This window comes from Psychroflexus aurantiacus, assembly GCF_010820555.1.
Classification (GTDB): domain Bacteria; phylum Bacteroidota; class Bacteroidia; order Flavobacteriales; family Flavobacteriaceae; genus Psychroflexus; species Psychroflexus aurantiacus.
Genome location: NZ_JAAIKD010000006.1, coordinates 189,711 through 205,538, shown reverse-complemented (window position 1 = coordinate 205,538; position 15,828 = coordinate 189,711). Strand labels below are relative to the sequence as shown.

Genomic DNA, 15,828 nt, shown 5'->3' with positions numbered 1-15,828 from the left:
TTATATAAACTGCATTAAAACGACAGTTTATATTCAGCGTTGTAAGCCATATAAACAAATGTCTTTTCCTAAAATAGGTTAACCAAAAATCATTTATCTAATTAAGGATAAAGACAAAAAATGAGTTCTTAATTACGTAACACCTCATCGATAAACAATCCTCTTCATTTGCATATCAAAATAAGGCGCTCTGCCATCGCTAAGAGATTTGATATTTTCAACTTTATGATAACGCTGGAGCAGTTCTTCCAAACGTCTTAGGTCTGCTTTCGTAGCTGACTTGCTTTGTTCAGGTGTAAGCAGGTTTTTAACTAAGTCTGCAGCAGTGGTTCCCAGGGCTGCATTAACCACTCCGGCTGCACTGACCTGGTCAATTTTTGTTTTTTCAGCATTGAGCTTTGCAGGTTTGTTGAATTTCTGACTGAGTTGATGACTTCTCACTCTGCAGGATGTAGAACAAAACTTTTGAACTTTCCGTCTTTTGGGAATAAATTCCTTTTTACAGTAGCGACAGATGTAATGATAATTCTCCATTGTGCGTAAATTTTACGTTAGTTTTACGTTTAATCAGCAGATTAATGAGCTTTCTTGTTGAAAACCTTATTCAGCAGATACTCTATAGCATCTTCTTCGGTTAATACGTTTCTTCTTTTTTTCTTCTTTAGATCGCAGGAGTACAAATCTTTTTTAAGCATTTCAAATAATCGCTCCTGCCCTTCCCTTGGGAGTGCTTTCGCGACCTGATAAGCTGTGTTTGCATCCATACCTAATCGCGAAATTAGACGAGATGGATACGTAGGTTTTAGGATGCAGAGACTTACAGAGGTTTGCTGCACTTTAGTGCAGGATTATGTTGTTTAATGATGTATACTTATCCTATTAAATACAGTATTCAATAGATACTCAATAGCGCCTTCTTCAGTAAGAACCGTTCTGTTTTTTTTCTTTTCCTGCTGGTAGGAATACAAATCTTTTTTAAGCATATCGTATAAGAGCTTTTGCCCTTCCTCCGGAAGTGCTTTCGCTACTTGATATACTGTTTTTGCATCCATATCTAATTCCAAAATTAGACATGATAGTGATAGGTTTTAAGCTAATGTTAGGTTAGGGGACGATACGTGACGTTATGATACGATTTGTTAGGTTATGTAAGGATAGTTCACGTTATGTTAAGTTAAGTAACGGTAAGCATGTTTTTCAATGTTCCTTATTGCACTTAATATGTATTTCATTGTATCCTACTGAAGTTTAATGTTAGTTCTTGTTTCTTATTGTTCGAAATCCCTCCATATTAAACCTTTTTAGCTCTCTTTATAGAACATATAACTCCATAATTAGATAACCATCTTACTCTTGGAACATTTTTGTTTCAAAGAGTAAGATAGCTATATACAGTAAATGTTTTTTTACTTAAATAAGTGCGAATAATCCTCTGGCAGTTCAGCATCAATATCGCGTAAATACTTTTCCAGTGCGTCCATGGTAGAATGACCAGTAATCAGCATGAGTTTGCTTTTGGTTTCGTTGGGTGAGCTTTTCTCTCTAAGCTTTCTGTATAATTTGGTAATAAAGGTATGCCTAAAGCTGTATAAACCGAAATCCTCTCCCAGCCCAAAATGATCTTTCACCTCTTTAAAGCGTTTAGAGAATTCATTTCTTCTGTTGGTTTCCGAAGCACTCCATGCTTCTCCAATACCAAAGCGACCAAACAGTAAAGCATCGCCAGGGAGTTTGGACAGATCTGGTATATCCTTGATAAGAATATCAGGTATGATTTTGATTTTTACCGGTTGATTTTTAGCCTTGACGTAAAGCTTTTTATCTTTCAAGTCGACATCTCTGATTTTTAATCTGCAAACTTCAATAGGCCTAAGAAAATTAAGACTGATAAATTTGATAAACAGGTGTAAAGTCGGATCATGTTTCTCAAGATGAGTGTTGATTTTCTTTTCCTGATCTGGCGTATAGGTCTTATTTCGTTTGGGAACGGTCTTTAATTTTGCAATGGATTGTACGAAATTGGATGTGACGATTTCGTTTTCTTCCAGCAGTTGAAATAAGGAAGCAATATCGGTTCGGGAATTATTGCGGTTTCTGGCACTGGTCTTCTTTACAATAGTATTCAAATATTGATTGACAGTCTTTTTGGTAATGCTGGTAATTGGCTTATCAAATAGCTCCTCCTCTCTAAGCCACTTTTCAAAAAGACCAATTCTACTTTTGTATTGAACGTATGAGTTTTTATTCATCATATGTTCTTTCATAGACAGACCAAACTTAAAGGCCTCGTCAATGCTCATGATGTCTTCCTCAGGTTCCACAGGCACAGGACTTGGCTCAGACTGATGTGCAGGTATTGGTTGTGGTGGTTTAGGTTGTTGTTTAGGTTTGGGCTGCGTTTCGGCTGTATTTTCTTGATCTGAAAACAGCTTGGCTTCCAGGTCACTGTTATCTTTATAGGGATTGAATCCTAGCTCTAACAGTTTTGAGAGGGCTTCTCGCATCGTTCTAAGAAAAGAATAGCGCTCACGCTTAGTTTTAAACTGATTCGCACCTGCTTTTATATTGGTTTGTCTTTTAAGCTTACCAGTTTTTGGATCTCTAAAGGAATAATACACGTACCAACTTTTAGATAGAGCCTCTTTTTTATCTTCTTTTGAGAGCTTAGACCAGGAATTAATGTCTACCCCACCTGTATAGATATTTGGTTCAGAATAATCTAATTTCATGATTGGATCGTGTACTTTATCGTGTACTCTTTGTAAAAGTAAGAAAAATGAGGACATAAAAAAACGGATTGTGAGACACAATCCGTTGATTTAACTAGTATTAAAGTAGTAGCGGGGACTGGACTCGAACCAGTGACCTTCGGGTTATGAGCCCGACGAGCTACCTGCTGCTCTACCCCGCGATATATGTTTGTAATCTGTGTTGTAAATATCGGACTGCAAATATAAGTCGAATTATCAATTCTACAAAATAAAATTTCAACTTTATTGCTCAATTTTTATTGCTCGATATCTTCAGCTCTGAATTCCACCAGAGCTTCGTCTTCGAACCCTGCGGTGATCTGAATCGGATTACAGCAGACCTCACAGTCTTCTACGTAAGTTTGTATCCTAACGGAAGGATCCAATAGCATGCTGATGTCTTCCCAGCAGTAAGGACACTGAAAGTAATGTTCAAACATTAGAAGTCTACATTTAAAAGTTGGCCGGTTAACTGTAACACCTCAAGTTCAGCGATTTTAGCATCGTATTTGGCCAGATTTTTACTGGTCTGGGCGTTGAGGAGATTGAGCTGAGCCTGACGAAGCTCCACCGAGGTAATCTGTCCCAGCTTGTATTGGGCGTTGGAACGTTCAAAGTTATTTTTGGCCGTCAGGATGTTCTGGGTCTGAAGCTTCAGAACTTCAAGCCTGGTCTGATAGTTTCCCAGCGCATTGGATATATCTCGCTTGACCTGCTGCCTGATCTGAGCTTTGAGCAGCTGTTGGTTATCATACGTAATCTTAGCGTTCTTCATCCGGGTAATTCCACTTCCGCCATCAAACAGATCCCAGGTTAGACTAACGCCACCAGAAACACCGGTCGTGGTGCTGGAGGTTGCAAAGCTGGTCACGGGGAAGTTACCTTCATTCCATCCATAAGAGCCCGTCAGGCCAATGGAAGGCAGAAAGACAGCTTTACTGGCCTTATAATCATAATCGCTAATGCTAATGTTCTTTTCCGCTTGTAAAAGACGAACATTATTGGACTGGGACGTATTTACAAAATTTTCAATCTGGATTGGACTGGTGAATCCCACGAGCGTATCCACCTCAAAGTTCTGCTCGAGATCTGAGTTGATAACGACGTTCAAATCGCGCTTGGCATTTTTTAATAGCTGACGGTTATTCATCAGATTGATACTGTCGTTGACGAGATCTACCTCCGCATTCAGCACTTCCAGTTTATTGACCTGTCCGAACTGAAAATTATACTCCGCTCGCTTTAAGCGCTGCTTCGTGTTGTTATAGGTTTGCTGCAACACCTGTTCATTTTCCGAAAGCCGGGCGACTTCATAATAGACCGTGAACAGTTGCAGCATCGTGGTTTCTATGGTCTGCCTTGCTTCCAGGGAAGACAAATCGTACTCTTCTTTTAAACGCTTATAATTCCAGAACCTCCCGAGTCCATCAAATAAGGTATAGTTTAAGTTAATGGAGGCGTTATAACGCGTGGTCTCAGCACCAACAATGGAGTTTTGTTCACCGTCACGAAAGGTCACGTCCTGGTCATCCTTGGTGTAGTTACCTCCGGCATTACCGGTAAGCCTGGGCAAATATCCGGAATTAAGGATGCCCTGGTTATTATCGGCGATATCGACCTGATTTTCAGCTAGCTGGATACCAAAGTTATTGGATAACATTTGGGTAATGGCTTCTTCTTTGCTCAATAGTTCCTGAGCATGTGCCGGAGCTGAACTACATAAACTGAGGATAAAAGTCAATATGCTGATGGAAAATACTTTCATATCATCTAATGATCTTTAGGTTTAATTTCGGTTTGGCCGGGTTCTGAATCGCGGTTAGCTTCATCGATTTCTTCCTGACGCTGTTCTTCTTCTTCCTGCTCTTTTATCGCGCGTTCTACAGATTCTTTACTAACCTGTTCACCCGTTGAAAGCCATTTGAATCGCGTTTTTGCTGAATTGGTAATCGATAATAACAAGGGTAAGAACAAGAGCGTAAGAAAGGTTGCTATAAAAATACCATAAGCTATGGATATGGCCATGGGTTTTAAAAACTGAGCCTGCCTGCTGCGCTCCAGAAGTAAAGGAGCTATCCCGGCGATGGTCGTTAGTGAGGTTAAAAATATAGCTCTGAATCTGGATTTACCGGCTTCGACCAAGGCGGTATCAAAATCCATCCCGTCCCGGAGATACGTGTTGAATTTACCGATGAGCACCAGGCCGTCATTGACCATAATCCCCACCAGTGCAATAATGCCTAATAAGGATAAAACATTCACCGGAAAGCCATGTATATAATGTCCCCAGGCTACACCAATGACACTGAAAGGTATAAGGAACATCAAAAGCAAAGGCTGGCTATAACTCCTGAAGGTAAAGGCAATAACCGCATAGATGAGAAAAAGAATAACCGGGAACACATTTTTGGCAGAATCGGTAAGCTTTTCCGCCTCGCGATTCTGACCTTCGTAGGACACCGACACGCTGGGATATTTGGACAGAATCGGGGGTAACATATTTTCATCGATGTTGGCGATGGCATCTGTGGAACTGGCATTGGGATCTTCCAAATCGGCTTCCACCCTAATTTCTCTTAAACCGCCCAGGTGGCTAATAGATTCGGTTCCCCTTTCAATGGAGTAACTGGCTATCTCTCCAAAGGGTACACGATTCCCGTCGGGGGTCACAATACGCATATCATCCAGATCGTTGATCGATTCCCGATTGTCGCGATCATATCTGACCCAGACTTTAATCTCATCCTGTCCCCGTTGAAAGCGCTGAGCCTGCAGCCCAAAAAAGCCAGCTCTCACCTGGCTCATGACATCACCCAAATTCAAGCCTAAAGCATAAGCCTCATCTTTCAGGTCAATGCTTATTTCTTTAATGCCTTCGGGATCTGTATCGGTGACGTCCTTAAGCGTATTATTCTCTTCCATGAGGGCTTTCAGTTCTTCCTTAGCCTGTTCCAGCTCTTTCAGATTATTCCCCAGCAAAGAGACAGAAACGGGCTTACCGCCAAAATTCCCTCCGGAACCAAAGGTGAGGCGCTCCACCCCATACACCTCGCCTACTTCCTCTCTGATGGCATTTGTAATCTCTGGGGACCCAAAATCACGTTCTTCTCCCGGAAGTAAATTCACCCGTAAAGAAGCTTTATTATTTCCCGGTCCTACACGTCTTACGATATTCCTGACCACCTCTTTATTGCCGGACTGTCGCCTGGTAAAGTCTTCATTAACCCGCCAGGCTGCATCTTCCACCATGGAGATGATACTGTCTGTCGTTTTAGGGTTGGTTCCTTCCGGCATCAATAAATCTATACTGACGCGATCACTGGCTATACTGGGAAATAAGGTTACTTTCACTACTCCTCCCATAATGGACCCAATGGTCAGGATGAGCAGCGTTGTAGTGATGGCAAAGCTAATAAAGCGGTTCTGGACGGTAAATCTTACCACCGGTTCATAAAACTTATCTCTTAAAAAAGCCATGACGCGGTCACCGTAGACGTTCATCCGCCTCATCTTCTTAAACAGCTTTCCTATGCCTTTAGCCTTAGCTTTCTCACCGGCTTTTTCCCTGACCAAAGCTTTGGAATGGGCGATGTGTGCCGGCAGGATAATCAAGGCTTCAATCAGTGATACGACGAGGGTTAGAATCACTACTGTACTTACCTCTCCAAAAAACTTGCCTATACGGCTATCCAGAAAAAGAAAGGTAGAGAAGGCCAATACCGTGGTGATGATCGCGGAAATGATAGGAGGAAGTACCTCCATAGTGCCGTCAATGGCAGCCTGAACCGGCTTTTTACCCATTTCATAATGCTGGTAGATGTTTTCTGAAATAACAATGCCGTCATCCACCAGAATTCCAATAACGATAATCATTCCAAACAGAGACAAGACATTGATAGTCACGCCAAAGGAACTGGCAAAAATAAACATCCCTAAAAAGGAAATCGGCAGACCAAAGGCCACCCAAAACGCCAGACGTGTATTCAGGAAAAAGGATAAAAACACCAAGACGAGAAATATACCTACTGCCCCGTTTTCTATCAACAATTGAGTCCGCTGCTTTAAGGTGATGCTGCGGTCATCCTCAACTATAATTTCTATGGTATCGTTTTTCGCATTATACTCCTCGACATACTGCATTACTTTTTCGGCAGCAGCAATTAGATCTTCATTATTGGTCGTAGAGATATTTACACTTACCGCAACCCTTCCGTTGATATAAGAAGCATTAGGAGTTTCCGCAAATCGATCCCGAATAATGGCCACATCCGCCAGCGTCACCTGGGTGCCGTCCGGCTGAGACTTGACAATCAGGTTATTCAATTCCTTGCCGTAATAAGAACGGTTATTCGCCCGGATCAGGAAATCTTCGACATCTGTTTTTATACTCCCCCCTGTTGTGAGGATATTGGATTGGGAAACGGCCTGGGCCACTTCAGCAAACGTGAGGTTGTAGGCCAGCAGGTCATCTTCATCAACGGCGATTTCAATTTCTTCATCGGGATAGCCGGAGATTTCGATCTGAGACAGACCATCCATGGCGCGGAGATCATACTCCATCTGTCTTGCGATTTGCTTCAGTGTAGCCAGGTCTACGCCTTCTCCACTTACAAAATAATCGAAAGTTTCACGTATATTCTCCTGCTTGGCAACCACCAGAGGCTCCATGCCGGAAGGAAAATTGGGAACCCGATCTACTGCATTTTTCACCTCGCTCAGCATCAAATCAATGTCTTCGTTGCGATCGATTTCAACTGTGATACTCCCCCCGTTTTCTCGGGAGGTAGATGTGACTCGGTCTACACCCACCAGACCCTTTAGATTATCCTCGATTTTGAGGACGATCCCTTCTTCAATTTCTTCCGGAGCTGCCCCGGGATAGGTCACGTTGATGTTTATTATTTCAGATTCGATTAACGGAAAGAAAGAGGACTGCAAACGCAGCATGCCTATGATTCCGAAAACCACAAAAGCTAAAATCATGACATTGACTGCCACGTGGTACTTGATGAAATAAGAGATGATCTTTCTCATTCCTGAATGCTTTCTTTCTCTGCCTTGGAGTCATCCTGAGGCTGATTTTCAGGATTGTTTTCACTGACCACTTCGACTCGCATGCCACTATATGCACCCGGGACCTGCCTGGCTAAAATAAGTTCACCGTCAGGGACACCCTTCACGACGACTTGCTCATCCGAAAAATAGACCGGATTGACTTTTAGACGTCTTAAGATCGTGTCCTTAACCACAAAAATATTATCCTCATCATCAACTAAACTCCGGTCAATAGAGATAGCATTTTCTTCTTTTTTGGCTTCGATTAAAGCCTTCAGGTACATTCCTTCTTTTAAAGAAGGGTCCTTAACTTCGATAAAGACACTTACAGTTTGAGTCGCCTGATCTATACTGGCATTGATTCGATTAACTTTTCCAGAATAGCGCTGTGTGCCCGCTTTATTGGTTAAACTAACGGACTCCCCTTCTCGCAAAAGATCTGCATACTCTTTGGCGATGGCCACCTGAAGCTCGTATACTTCGGGATCGATAAACTCGCCCAGCATCATTCCGCTCCGTATTAAAGTGCCTTCAGTGACAAGAGCCTGAATTAAAACCCCATCAAAAGGTGCGGTTATATTATACTTCAGAAGTCGCTCCTCCAGATTTTTGACATTGTAGTAAGCCGTATTGATACCTCTGCCATTTATAAAAAAACGTTCTTTTTCAGAATCATACTCTGGCAGTGGAGGTACGGGTTGCTTAATATCAAAAGCATTAAGATAGGTCTGCCATTTGGGATAGATTTCCGGAAAATCCAGCCTCAAATCGGGCATAATGGCTGTAATTTGATTGTATAAGTCACTTTTTGCAGATTGTACTGATGCCTTGTACTCTAAAGCGTCTATCCGGATTAACGTCTGGCCTTTTTTATAAGCCTGTCCCGTTCTGAAGGCCTTGGCGCTGTAATCAAAAACCCCCTGCACTTCAGCATAGAGCTCGACCCTGCGTTTGGCGAGAAGATTTCCGTTCGCTGGAATGATAATGGGAACCCTGGCATTTTGAACCGTATCTACAAATACCGTTTTGATGGTCTTCGTCGGGGCAGACTGGGGAACCTCTTTACTATCGATAATAAATTTAGCTCCAAATACACCTCCTGCCAGCAAAAGCACTCCGAGTGCATATAATATAATTTTTCTCATAATTGTGTTTAGACCTGATAAAAATAGGAAGGTTAAACTCAAATCTCAAATTTTATGAAAACTTAAAGACTTTCAATTTTGATCTGTACTTCCTCCCAGGACTTCATAAGGGTTTCCAGTTTGCTCTTTTTGGCATTGTAGTTTTCAAAGAAATTATCCTTTTTGATGCTTTCTTCGTAATTGAGTTCCAGCTGCCTGTCCATTTCTCTGACCTCTTTTTCCAGCTTGGAAATCTGAGACTCCACACTGCTCAGTTTATTCTGAAGCGATTTTTGTTTCTTCTGATATTCGTAGTCGTGTTTGGTGGAAGACTCGGCTTTGGCTTCCTTCGCCTTTTTATCTTTCTTCTCTACCTCCCGCATCGACTCCAGAGCTCTGTACTTCAGATAATCATTGATGTCTCCAAGAAATTCCTTTACGGTATTGTTTCTGAATTCATAAATCGAATCAGCTAAGCCCTGCAGAAAATCCCTGTCGTGAGACACCAGAATCAAGGTGCCTTCAAAATTATTGAGCGCTGCTTTCAGGACGTTTTTGGACTGAATGTCCAAGTGGTTGGTAGGCTCATCCATGATCAGCACGTTGAAGGGAGATAAAGACATTTTAGCCAGAGCCAGGCGGTTTCTTTCTCCTCCGGAAAGCACTTTCACAAATTTGGCGACATCATCGCCTCTGAAGAGAAAAGAGCCCAGGATATCACGCACACGGCTTCGGTTACTCTCATTGGCCGCATCTATCATGGTATCCAGCACAGTTTTATTTCCATCCAGATATTCTGCCTGGTTTTGAGCAAAATAACCGATTTCCACGTTATGCCCCAGCTTGATGTGTCCGCCGTGTTCCAGTTCGCCAACAATAATTTTAGCCAGGGTAGATTTTCCCTGTCCATTCTGCCCTACAAACGCGATTTTAGAATTCCGTTCAATCAGAAAATCCACATCTTTAAAAACCGTATCCTGGCCAAAGGATTTCGATAAATCTTCAGCTTCTATCACCACTTTACCGGGATTTTTGGAGGAGTTGAATTTCACATTCATCACCTGATTGTCCTCTTCGTCCACTTCGATAACTTCGGTTTTTTCCAGCTTTTTAATCAGCGATTGCGCCATGGAAGCTTTATTGGCTTTCGCTCTAAATTTACTGATCAGCTTTTCGGTCTGTTCAATTTCTTTCTGCTGATTTTTTTGAGCGGCCAGCTGCTGCTCCCGTAATTCCTCCCTTAATACTTTGAATTTGGAATACGGCTTGTTGTAATCGTAAATCTGACCCAGGGATAATTCAATGGTCCTGTTGGTAACGTTATCCAGGAACATCTTATCGTGAGAAACAATCACCACACAACCGGGGAAGTTTTGTAAGAAACTTTCCAGCCAGAGAATACTTTCGATATCCAGGTGGTTGGTCGGCTCATCCAGAAGCAAGATATCGTTGCTTTGCAGGAGCAACTTAGCCAGCTCTATTCGCATTCTCCAGCCCCCAGAAAACGTATCGGTTAATTTACCAAAATCAGAGGTGGTAAACCCCAGTCCTTTCAGCACCTTTTCCGTATCGCCCTGGTAATTGTAACCGCCCAGGATTTCATACTGCTGCTGATAGTCATTCAGATCGATCATGAGTTGATTATAGCCTTCGCTTTCATAATCGGTGCGCTCCACCAGCTGTTCATTGATATGTTCCAGTTTGGCTTCCAAAGACTTAATCGCTTCAAAAGCCTGATAAGCTTCTTCCAGAACCGTGCGTCCTTCTTCAAAATCGATATCCTGTTTCAAGAAACCAATAGAAATCTCTTTATCCTTAGCAATCTGACCTGTATCTAAGGGCATTTCTCCGGAAATGATCTTGAGCATTGTCGATTTTCCGGCTCCATTTTTTCCTATAAGACCTACTCTATTTCCCGCACTTAGCTTGAAACTGATCTCCTTAAAGAGGTACTCTCCACCAAATGAAATAGAAAGATTATGAATGTGTAGCATATGTTACCTAAAATTTTTGCAAATATTGGTATTTTTGCGCTGTAAAGCTAAATTTTATTCATAATGCTGAAGGGAACCAAATTATATAGTGTGTTTACAGGAAAATGCCCGGTATGCCACGAGGGAAAAATGTACAAAGAACCCAACCCATATAAGCTGAGTAAAATTTATGAAATGCACGAAAGATGCTCGGTCTGTAATACCAAATTCAAAATAGAACCTTCCTTTTTTTATGGAGCCATGTATATAAGTTACGGTCTGGGGGTTGCCTTTGCGATAGCCTCTTTTCTAACGTCCTATTTCCTTATTGGCCTGGAGGTGGTCCCTTCGTTTATATCCATTATTGTCGTCCTGGTCCTGCTGGGGCCCATCATTATGAGGTTATCACGGAATATATGGATCAATTTATTCCTATCTTATGACAAGGATGCTAAACATAAAACTTCAAAAACCGACTAAGGTTAATCGCCTGGTCGATGTCTTTTCCTTGCAGAATACAATCAACCAGCTGCTCCGACAAGCCGGGAGCGGCCATAACCCCTCGGCTGCCAAAACCGTTGAGGATATACAGATTTTTATAGCGGGGATGACGTCCTAAAACGGGCTTGCGATCCCTTACCGTGGGTCGAACCCCCGCCACCTGGTCTACAATCTCAAAGTCACAGTTGATCATGCCCGAAAGCTTATCCTTAAGCTCTACACGAGCCCCTTCCGTAGGCAAATCGTTCAGGTTTTCCCTGGAATAGGTCGCCCCGTATTTATAAAGGTCGTTGCCCAGCGGAATCAAAAAGTTTTTGGCCTTAAAAATGGATTCATTCGCCTTCAAATCGACTGATTTAAAAATTAGGTATTCCCCTTTATTGCCATAGACTGGAAGCCAGTTAAAAAAAGGATTGTCTGTGATGCCATACCCCTCGCAAAACACAACAGCTTTATAAGTACCCTGTTTATAAATGACTTCATCGCGGCTAATATGGAGTTCCGCATGCTTCAGGGGTTCAGAGATAAATTGGGAAGTGTGGATATAGCGTTCTTTTTCATGTTCAATTAAGGATTTCAGAGAGAGCAGGTGGGACTGAAGAACCTCCCCGGCTTTGAAATCGGATTGAACTGAGGCGGTGACCTTTTGAATTTTTGGATTCAGAAAAGGCTCCAGTAGGCGCTGGTCTGAAGCCACTGTCCAGTTGTTTTGATCCTCTGCCGAAGAAAATAGTTTATAAACCGGCACTGACTTGAAGAAGGCTTCTCCGGATTCAGAATTAAACTGCGAATAGAAGTCGATGGCCTGAGGCATAAATTCCTCGGCGTTCCAGGCCAGATTATACCGTTTCAGAGCGACAGGATTGAGCACTCCTCCTGCAACTTTGGAAGCATCCTGGCTTTCATCCGCTATAATGTCGAAGGTTCTGGACCTCAGCTCGAGCTGTTTGGCAACCGATAAACCGGCAATTCCAAATCCCACTATCAAAACATCTTTCATCTGTTCAAATTTAGTATTTTTTTAAAGGCCAGAACCGAGATCATCAGGCGACAGGTCTAATTCGTCTGTAAAGCACCCAGCAATGATTAGGTGAATGCTAAGGGTGGTGACATAAAAAAGCCCTTACACATGGCAAGGGCTAATTTAAGATTTAAAAAGGAGTTGAAATTAATAACTCCACATATCTAATTCGAAGTTTCGAATTTCTTCTTTAATTCGCTGTGACTCCAGAAGCTGAAGCAAAGAGTTGTCCTGAATGTATTCATTCACCTCTCTGTCCTCATACACGTTTTGTGTTTTATAAATAAAAGAATCAAATCGTCTGGAATTCAAAAGGTGATCAAAGCTAAAAGGTTCAGAGCTGTTGTCGTTATTCAATACTTTGGCGTTGTACAAAACGTATCTGGCCGAAGGATACCAAACCCAGAAATAAGGAATGATTTCCGGCTCACCTGCGAAACTCTGGTTCTGGCTTTGTATGTCATATCCTGCCGGGGCAATACCAAGTAGTCTGTATCTAAGTTCGCCCTGCAGCTTATCAAAGTACCACATGCCTTTAATGTGGTACTCCAAAATATTTCTACTCGTGATTTCAGTAGGGATTAAGTAAGGTTCCATTTGTGAAATCAGGTCCTGCGGATACTGATCCGGATAATTTGAAAGTGTTCCGGCCAGCGACCTGTTGATAAATTGCTGAACGCTTTCTGTACCGGTCACGCCATACTGTCCCAAAATATCTAAGGCAACATCGGGAAGAAAAACAGATTTTGTAGAACTTAAAATATCATCAAAGGATTTCTTTTTGTTGAAATAACTGGTGGCGTAAACTTCAGTGATGGCATTTTTAGAGCCTGGGTCTTTAGCACCGAGTTCTATAGCTTCCATCAGCGTCTTGAAAAGAGAACGCCTGTTGGAAGAGAACACATCATCCTGTGTAGGATATAATAACGGAAAATTGACTTTTTGTCTTAAATCGATTTTTTCCCATACCACTTTCGACCATAAAATATCTCTGTCACTGATGTAACCATACTCCAGGGGCTCATCATCGTCGGATGCTTTTTGTTCAGGTGATAACACACCCACTTCCGATGGTGTAGAGGCGTTCAGGATATTCGACTGCCCAACAGCAAATCCACTGCTCAGCATAAAAATCAAACCCATAAATACTTTAAAATTTGTATACATCATCTTGATTTAATTAGTTAGTTGTACCAATATGGCTGGCATATTTTTAACGTTTACACCTGGGACATCGGCTTTGATATCAAAGATCTGAACGATATCTCCGGCTCTTGCCAAATCCAAAAGTTCCTGTGCCTTTCGGTCTAATCGGCTTCCATTGACAACCACCGAAGGCTGGCCTGGTATACTCATCGTAAAACGCTTCACGACAGGCTTAATGTCGAAATCGAAATTTTCAAAGGTAGCGCCAATAGGCGAAACCTTCAGTGCATTTTTAGGCATTTGTATCGCAGAACCTTCCTGCATCTGTCCTCTCACCGTAGGCGTTGGTCTTGGCAGACTTTTGATCCTGAAGGTTGAGGAAGAAGGGAACTTTTGTCCGTCAATTTCACCAACAACACTTATTTTGACTTCCGTACCGGTTTGCGGCACCATAACATATTGAGAGCCTCTTAGCTTTCTCAAGCCCGGAGCTGAGGCACTGACTTTATTGCTGGGCACACCCGGCATGGAAACCGTAATCGGATTCTCTATACCTCTGTAAACCACATTCATTTTATCTGCAGAAACCAAAGCCTGATTGGGTTTTGGGATAACCGAAAAAGATTGATCCACCGGAACCCTAATCGTTTCACCGTTTTCCTTAAAAATCAATTCACCGGCGATCTGATGTTCACCAGCCTGTCCGGCAGTTACATTCAAAACCACTCGGCCTTCTTTGATTTGATAGTCAGATTTAGAAAGTTTTCTTCCATCCAGGGTCAGATTCACATCATTGGGTACTGTAGATTCATCTGTTCTTCCTAGAACAATAGAGCCATCAAATTTATCGCCCTGATAATAGGCTCCCCGCTCGGTTTTAAGCAAGGTCGTATAATTGGTCATAGAAACCATTTGCGTAAGTTCACCTGCCAGTAAGATGGATAAGATTTCGTTTTCGAAAACTTTAATTTCATTCTGCAGGGAGGATAACTTGGTGATAGAAGCAATCAATGGAAAACCGACAAAATGGTACTCAATATACTTCTTTTTAACCCCATCAACGACAATATCTTTTCCGCTGTAATCATCACGAATAGCGCCGATAATCGGGGTATATTTAGGATTATCACCAAGAAGTGCAAGCATACCTTCACGGTAAGTATCCATTTCGTTCATGAATGTTTTACCTGCTTTCGTAAGATTCCCACTGGAAAGCATTTTCTCATCCAGATACGCAGACTTATCCATGGTTTCGTAATCCGTAGGATCATCAACGGTAGCTTTAAGCTCTGATTTTAATGAACCTAAATATTGATAATACGAATTTGTGAAGGATGCCACGGATACAGCCAAGTTTTTGACCTCCTCAAACTGTGCTTCCGAATCTTTCGCTTTTAGCTCTAAATTACTAAGCGCAGCATTATTTTTTTTGACAAAGCTTTCACTTGACTCTGCCAAAGATTCATTTATATTACCAAACGCAGATAAAACTTCTTTAGACATATTTAGTGCTAGCATAGCTATAAAAACCAAATACATTAAATTAATCATCTTCTGTCTAGGGGTCTGTTTTCCACCAGCCATAGTTATTCGTTTAAGAAGTTTATATTATGCTTTGGGTCTCATCGCACTTAACATACCACCGTACACCCCGTTAAGAGAATTCAGGTTGGCTGTAAGAGACTCCATTTGCTCTCTCAGTCTGTCTGCATTTTCGGCTACTGACTGGTTAACCTCAGCTTGTTTGGAAGCAGATTCTACCTGGACTTTATAAAGATTATTCAAAGATTCCATATGCGTGGCAGCCAGGTTTAGTTCTTCGCTGTATTTTCTCTGAGATTCTATAGAGTCTGAAGTGGGTTTGATATTACGAGCAGCCCCTTCAAAGTTTTTGATACTTTCACCCAGGCTTTCCATCAATTGAGAATCGATTTTAGCCTCCTTAAGCATCTCGTCTAACTTCTGAGATAAGAGTCCCTGTTCATCTTTTTGAACCTTAGAAGATGTTTTTTTAGAATCCGGGCTGTCCTGAGCTAATTCCGGATACACTTTAGACCAATCCAGTTCACTGTCCACAGGCTCGAATGCGGAAACCGCAAATACACCGGCTTCCACCACAAGACCTATAATTAACATTGTATTTCCGTAAGGCCAGTGCATAATTTTAAACAATGCACCAATAATAACAATAGCGGCTCCAAGGCCGTAGACCATATTCATTATCTTTTTACCTGATTTTGATTTTGCCATAATTTAAG

14 protein-coding genes and 1 tRNA gene are annotated in these 15,828 nt (G+C 41.9%); 1 reads left to right on the top strand and 14 read right to left on the bottom strand.

Going from position 1 to position 15,828, the window contains the following annotated elements; all coding sequences use genetic code 11:
• Window positions 1–144 precede the first annotated feature (144 nt).
• The 10 genes from G3567_RS11870 to G3567_RS11825 form a co-directional block, all read right to left on the bottom strand.
• Window positions 145–534 carry a hypothetical protein gene (locus tag G3567_RS11870; protein ID WP_164005534.1) on the bottom strand — a complete coding sequence of 130 codons (390 nt, stop codon included), beginning with the start codon at window positions 532–534 and terminating at the stop codon, window positions 145–147.
• 41 nt (window positions 535–575) lie between these two features.
• Window positions 576–764: a hypothetical protein gene (locus tag G3567_RS11865; protein WP_164005533.1), complete on the bottom strand. Its 189-nt coding sequence runs from the start codon at window positions 762–764 to the stop codon at window positions 576–578.
• 93 nt (window positions 765–857) lie between these two features.
• Window positions 858–1,052 (bottom strand): hypothetical protein, encoded by a 195-nt coding sequence (locus G3567_RS11860; RefSeq protein WP_164005532.1) that lies wholly within the window; start codon window positions 1,050–1,052, stop codon window positions 858–860.
• Between the two features lie 354 nt (window positions 1,053–1,406).
• Window positions 1,407–2,729 (bottom strand): tyrosine-type recombinase/integrase, encoded by a 1,323-nt coding sequence (locus tag G3567_RS11855; RefSeq protein WP_235923583.1) that lies wholly within the window; start codon window positions 2,727–2,729, stop codon window positions 1,407–1,409.
• Between the two features lie 109 nt (window positions 2,730–2,838).
• Window positions 2,839–2,911: transfer RNA gene (locus G3567_RS11850), tRNA-Met, on the bottom strand.
• Window positions 2,912–3,007: 96 nt separating this feature from the next.
• The gene (locus tag G3567_RS11845) at window positions 3,008–3,190 is read right to left on the bottom strand and encodes a CPXCG motif-containing cysteine-rich protein (RefSeq protein ID WP_164005530.1); all 183 of its coding nucleotides are present in this window, start codon (window positions 3,188–3,190) and stop codon (window positions 3,008–3,010) included.
• Window positions 3,190–4,515: a TolC family protein gene (locus tag G3567_RS11840; RefSeq protein ID WP_164005529.1), complete on the bottom strand. Its 1,326-nt coding sequence runs from the start codon at window positions 4,513–4,515 to the stop codon at window positions 3,190–3,192. The genes G3567_RS11845 and G3567_RS11840 overlap by 1 nt, the downstream gene beginning before the upstream one ends.
• A 5-nt stretch (window positions 4,516–4,520) precedes the next feature.
• The gene (locus G3567_RS11835) at window positions 4,521–7,784 is read right to left on the bottom strand and encodes an efflux RND transporter permease subunit (RefSeq protein WP_164005528.1); all 3,264 of its coding nucleotides are present in this window, start codon (window positions 7,782–7,784) and stop codon (window positions 4,521–4,523) included.
• A complete protein-coding gene (locus tag G3567_RS11830; protein WP_164005527.1) occupies window positions 7,781–8,950 on the bottom strand; it encodes an efflux RND transporter periplasmic adaptor subunit in 1,170 nt (389 codons plus the stop codon). The genes G3567_RS11835 and G3567_RS11830 overlap by 4 nt, the downstream gene beginning before the upstream one ends.
• Before the next feature lie 62 nt (window positions 8,951–9,012).
• Window positions 9,013–10,923 carry an ABC-F family ATP-binding cassette domain-containing protein gene (locus G3567_RS11825; protein WP_164005526.1) on the bottom strand — a complete coding sequence of 637 codons (1,911 nt, stop codon included), beginning with the start codon at window positions 10,921–10,923 and terminating at the stop codon, window positions 9,013–9,015.
• Window positions 10,924–10,986: 63 nt separating this feature from the next.
• Between G3567_RS11825 and G3567_RS11820 the strand changes: the two genes are divergently transcribed.
• Window positions 10,987–11,382 carry a DUF983 domain-containing protein gene (locus G3567_RS11820; protein WP_164005525.1) on the top strand — a complete coding sequence of 132 codons (396 nt, stop codon included), beginning with the start codon at window positions 10,987–10,989 and terminating at the stop codon, window positions 11,380–11,382.
• Here the strand turns inward: G3567_RS11820 and G3567_RS11815 are convergent.
• From G3567_RS11815 to porL, 4 genes are all read right to left on the bottom strand, one after another.
• Window positions 11,354–12,403 carry an NAD(P)/FAD-dependent oxidoreductase gene (locus G3567_RS11815; RefSeq protein WP_164005524.1) on the bottom strand — a complete coding sequence of 350 codons (1,050 nt, stop codon included), beginning with the start codon at window positions 12,401–12,403 and terminating at the stop codon, window positions 11,354–11,356. The genes G3567_RS11820 and G3567_RS11815 overlap by 29 nt on opposite strands.
• Before the next feature lie 168 nt (window positions 12,404–12,571).
• On the bottom strand, window positions 12,572–13,594 hold the full coding sequence (gene porN / locus G3567_RS11810) for a type IX secretion system ring subunit PorN/GldN (RefSeq protein ID WP_164005523.1): 1,023 nt from the start codon (window positions 13,592–13,594) through the stop codon (window positions 12,572–12,574).
• A 6-nt stretch (window positions 13,595–13,600) separates the two neighbouring features.
• Entirely contained in the window at window positions 13,601–15,154 is a 1,554-nt protein-coding gene (porM, locus tag G3567_RS11805) for a type IX secretion system motor protein PorM/GldM (protein ID WP_164005522.1), read from the bottom strand.
• Between the two features lie 24 nt (window positions 15,155–15,178).
• A complete protein-coding gene (gene porL / locus G3567_RS11800) occupies window positions 15,179–15,820 on the bottom strand; it encodes a type IX secretion system motor protein PorL/GldL (protein ID WP_164005521.1) in 642 nt (213 codons plus the stop codon).
• Window positions 15,821–15,828 lie beyond the last annotated feature (8 nt).

Bases quoted from the DNA above. Each gene is read 5' to 3' on its own strand.
- G3567_RS11870 (WP_164005534.1), bottom strand. From the start codon at position 534: ATGGAGAATTATCATTACATCTGTCGCTACTGTAAAAAGGAATTTATT.
- G3567_RS11865 (WP_164005533.1), bottom strand. From the start codon at position 764: ATGGATGCAAACACAGCTTATCAGGTCGCGAAAGCACTCCCAAGGGAA.
- G3567_RS11860 (WP_164005532.1), bottom strand. From the start codon at position 1,052: ATGGATGCAAAAACAGTATATCAAGTAGCGAAAGCACTTCCGGAGGAA.
- G3567_RS11855 (WP_235923583.1), bottom strand. From the start codon at position 2,729: ATGAAATTAGATTATTCTGAACCAAATATCTATACAGGTGGGGTAGAC.
- G3567_RS11845 (WP_164005530.1), bottom strand. From the start codon at position 3,190: ATGTTTGAACATTACTTTCAGTGTCCTTACTGCTGGGAAGACATCAGC.
- G3567_RS11840 (WP_164005529.1), bottom strand. From the start codon at position 4,515: ATGAAAGTATTTTCCATCAGCATATTGACTTTTATCCTCAGTTTATGT.
- G3567_RS11835 (WP_164005528.1), bottom strand. From the start codon at position 7,784: ATGAGAAAGATCATCTCTTATTTCATCAAGTACCACGTGGCAGTCAAT.
- G3567_RS11830 (WP_164005527.1), bottom strand. From the start codon at position 8,950: ATGAGAAAAATTATATTATATGCACTCGGAGTGCTTTTGCTGGCAGGA.
- G3567_RS11825 (WP_164005526.1), bottom strand. From the start codon at position 10,923: ATGCTACACATTCATAATCTTTCTATTTCATTTGGTGGAGAGTACCTC.
- G3567_RS11820 (WP_164005525.1), top strand. From the start codon at position 10,987: ATGCTGAAGGGAACCAAATTATATAGTGTGTTTACAGGAAAATGCCCG.
- G3567_RS11815 (WP_164005524.1), bottom strand. From the start codon at position 12,403: ATGAAAGATGTTTTGATAGTGGGATTTGGAATTGCCGGTTTATCGGTT.
- porN (WP_164005523.1), bottom strand. From the start codon at position 13,594: ATGATGTATACAAATTTTAAAGTATTTATGGGTTTGATTTTTATGCTG.
- porM (WP_164005522.1), bottom strand. From the start codon at position 15,154: ATGGCTGGTGGAAAACAGACCCCTAGACAGAAGATGATTAATTTAATG.
- porL (WP_164005521.1), bottom strand. From the start codon at position 15,820: ATGGCAAAATCAAAATCAGGTAAAAAGATAATGAATATGGTCTACGGC.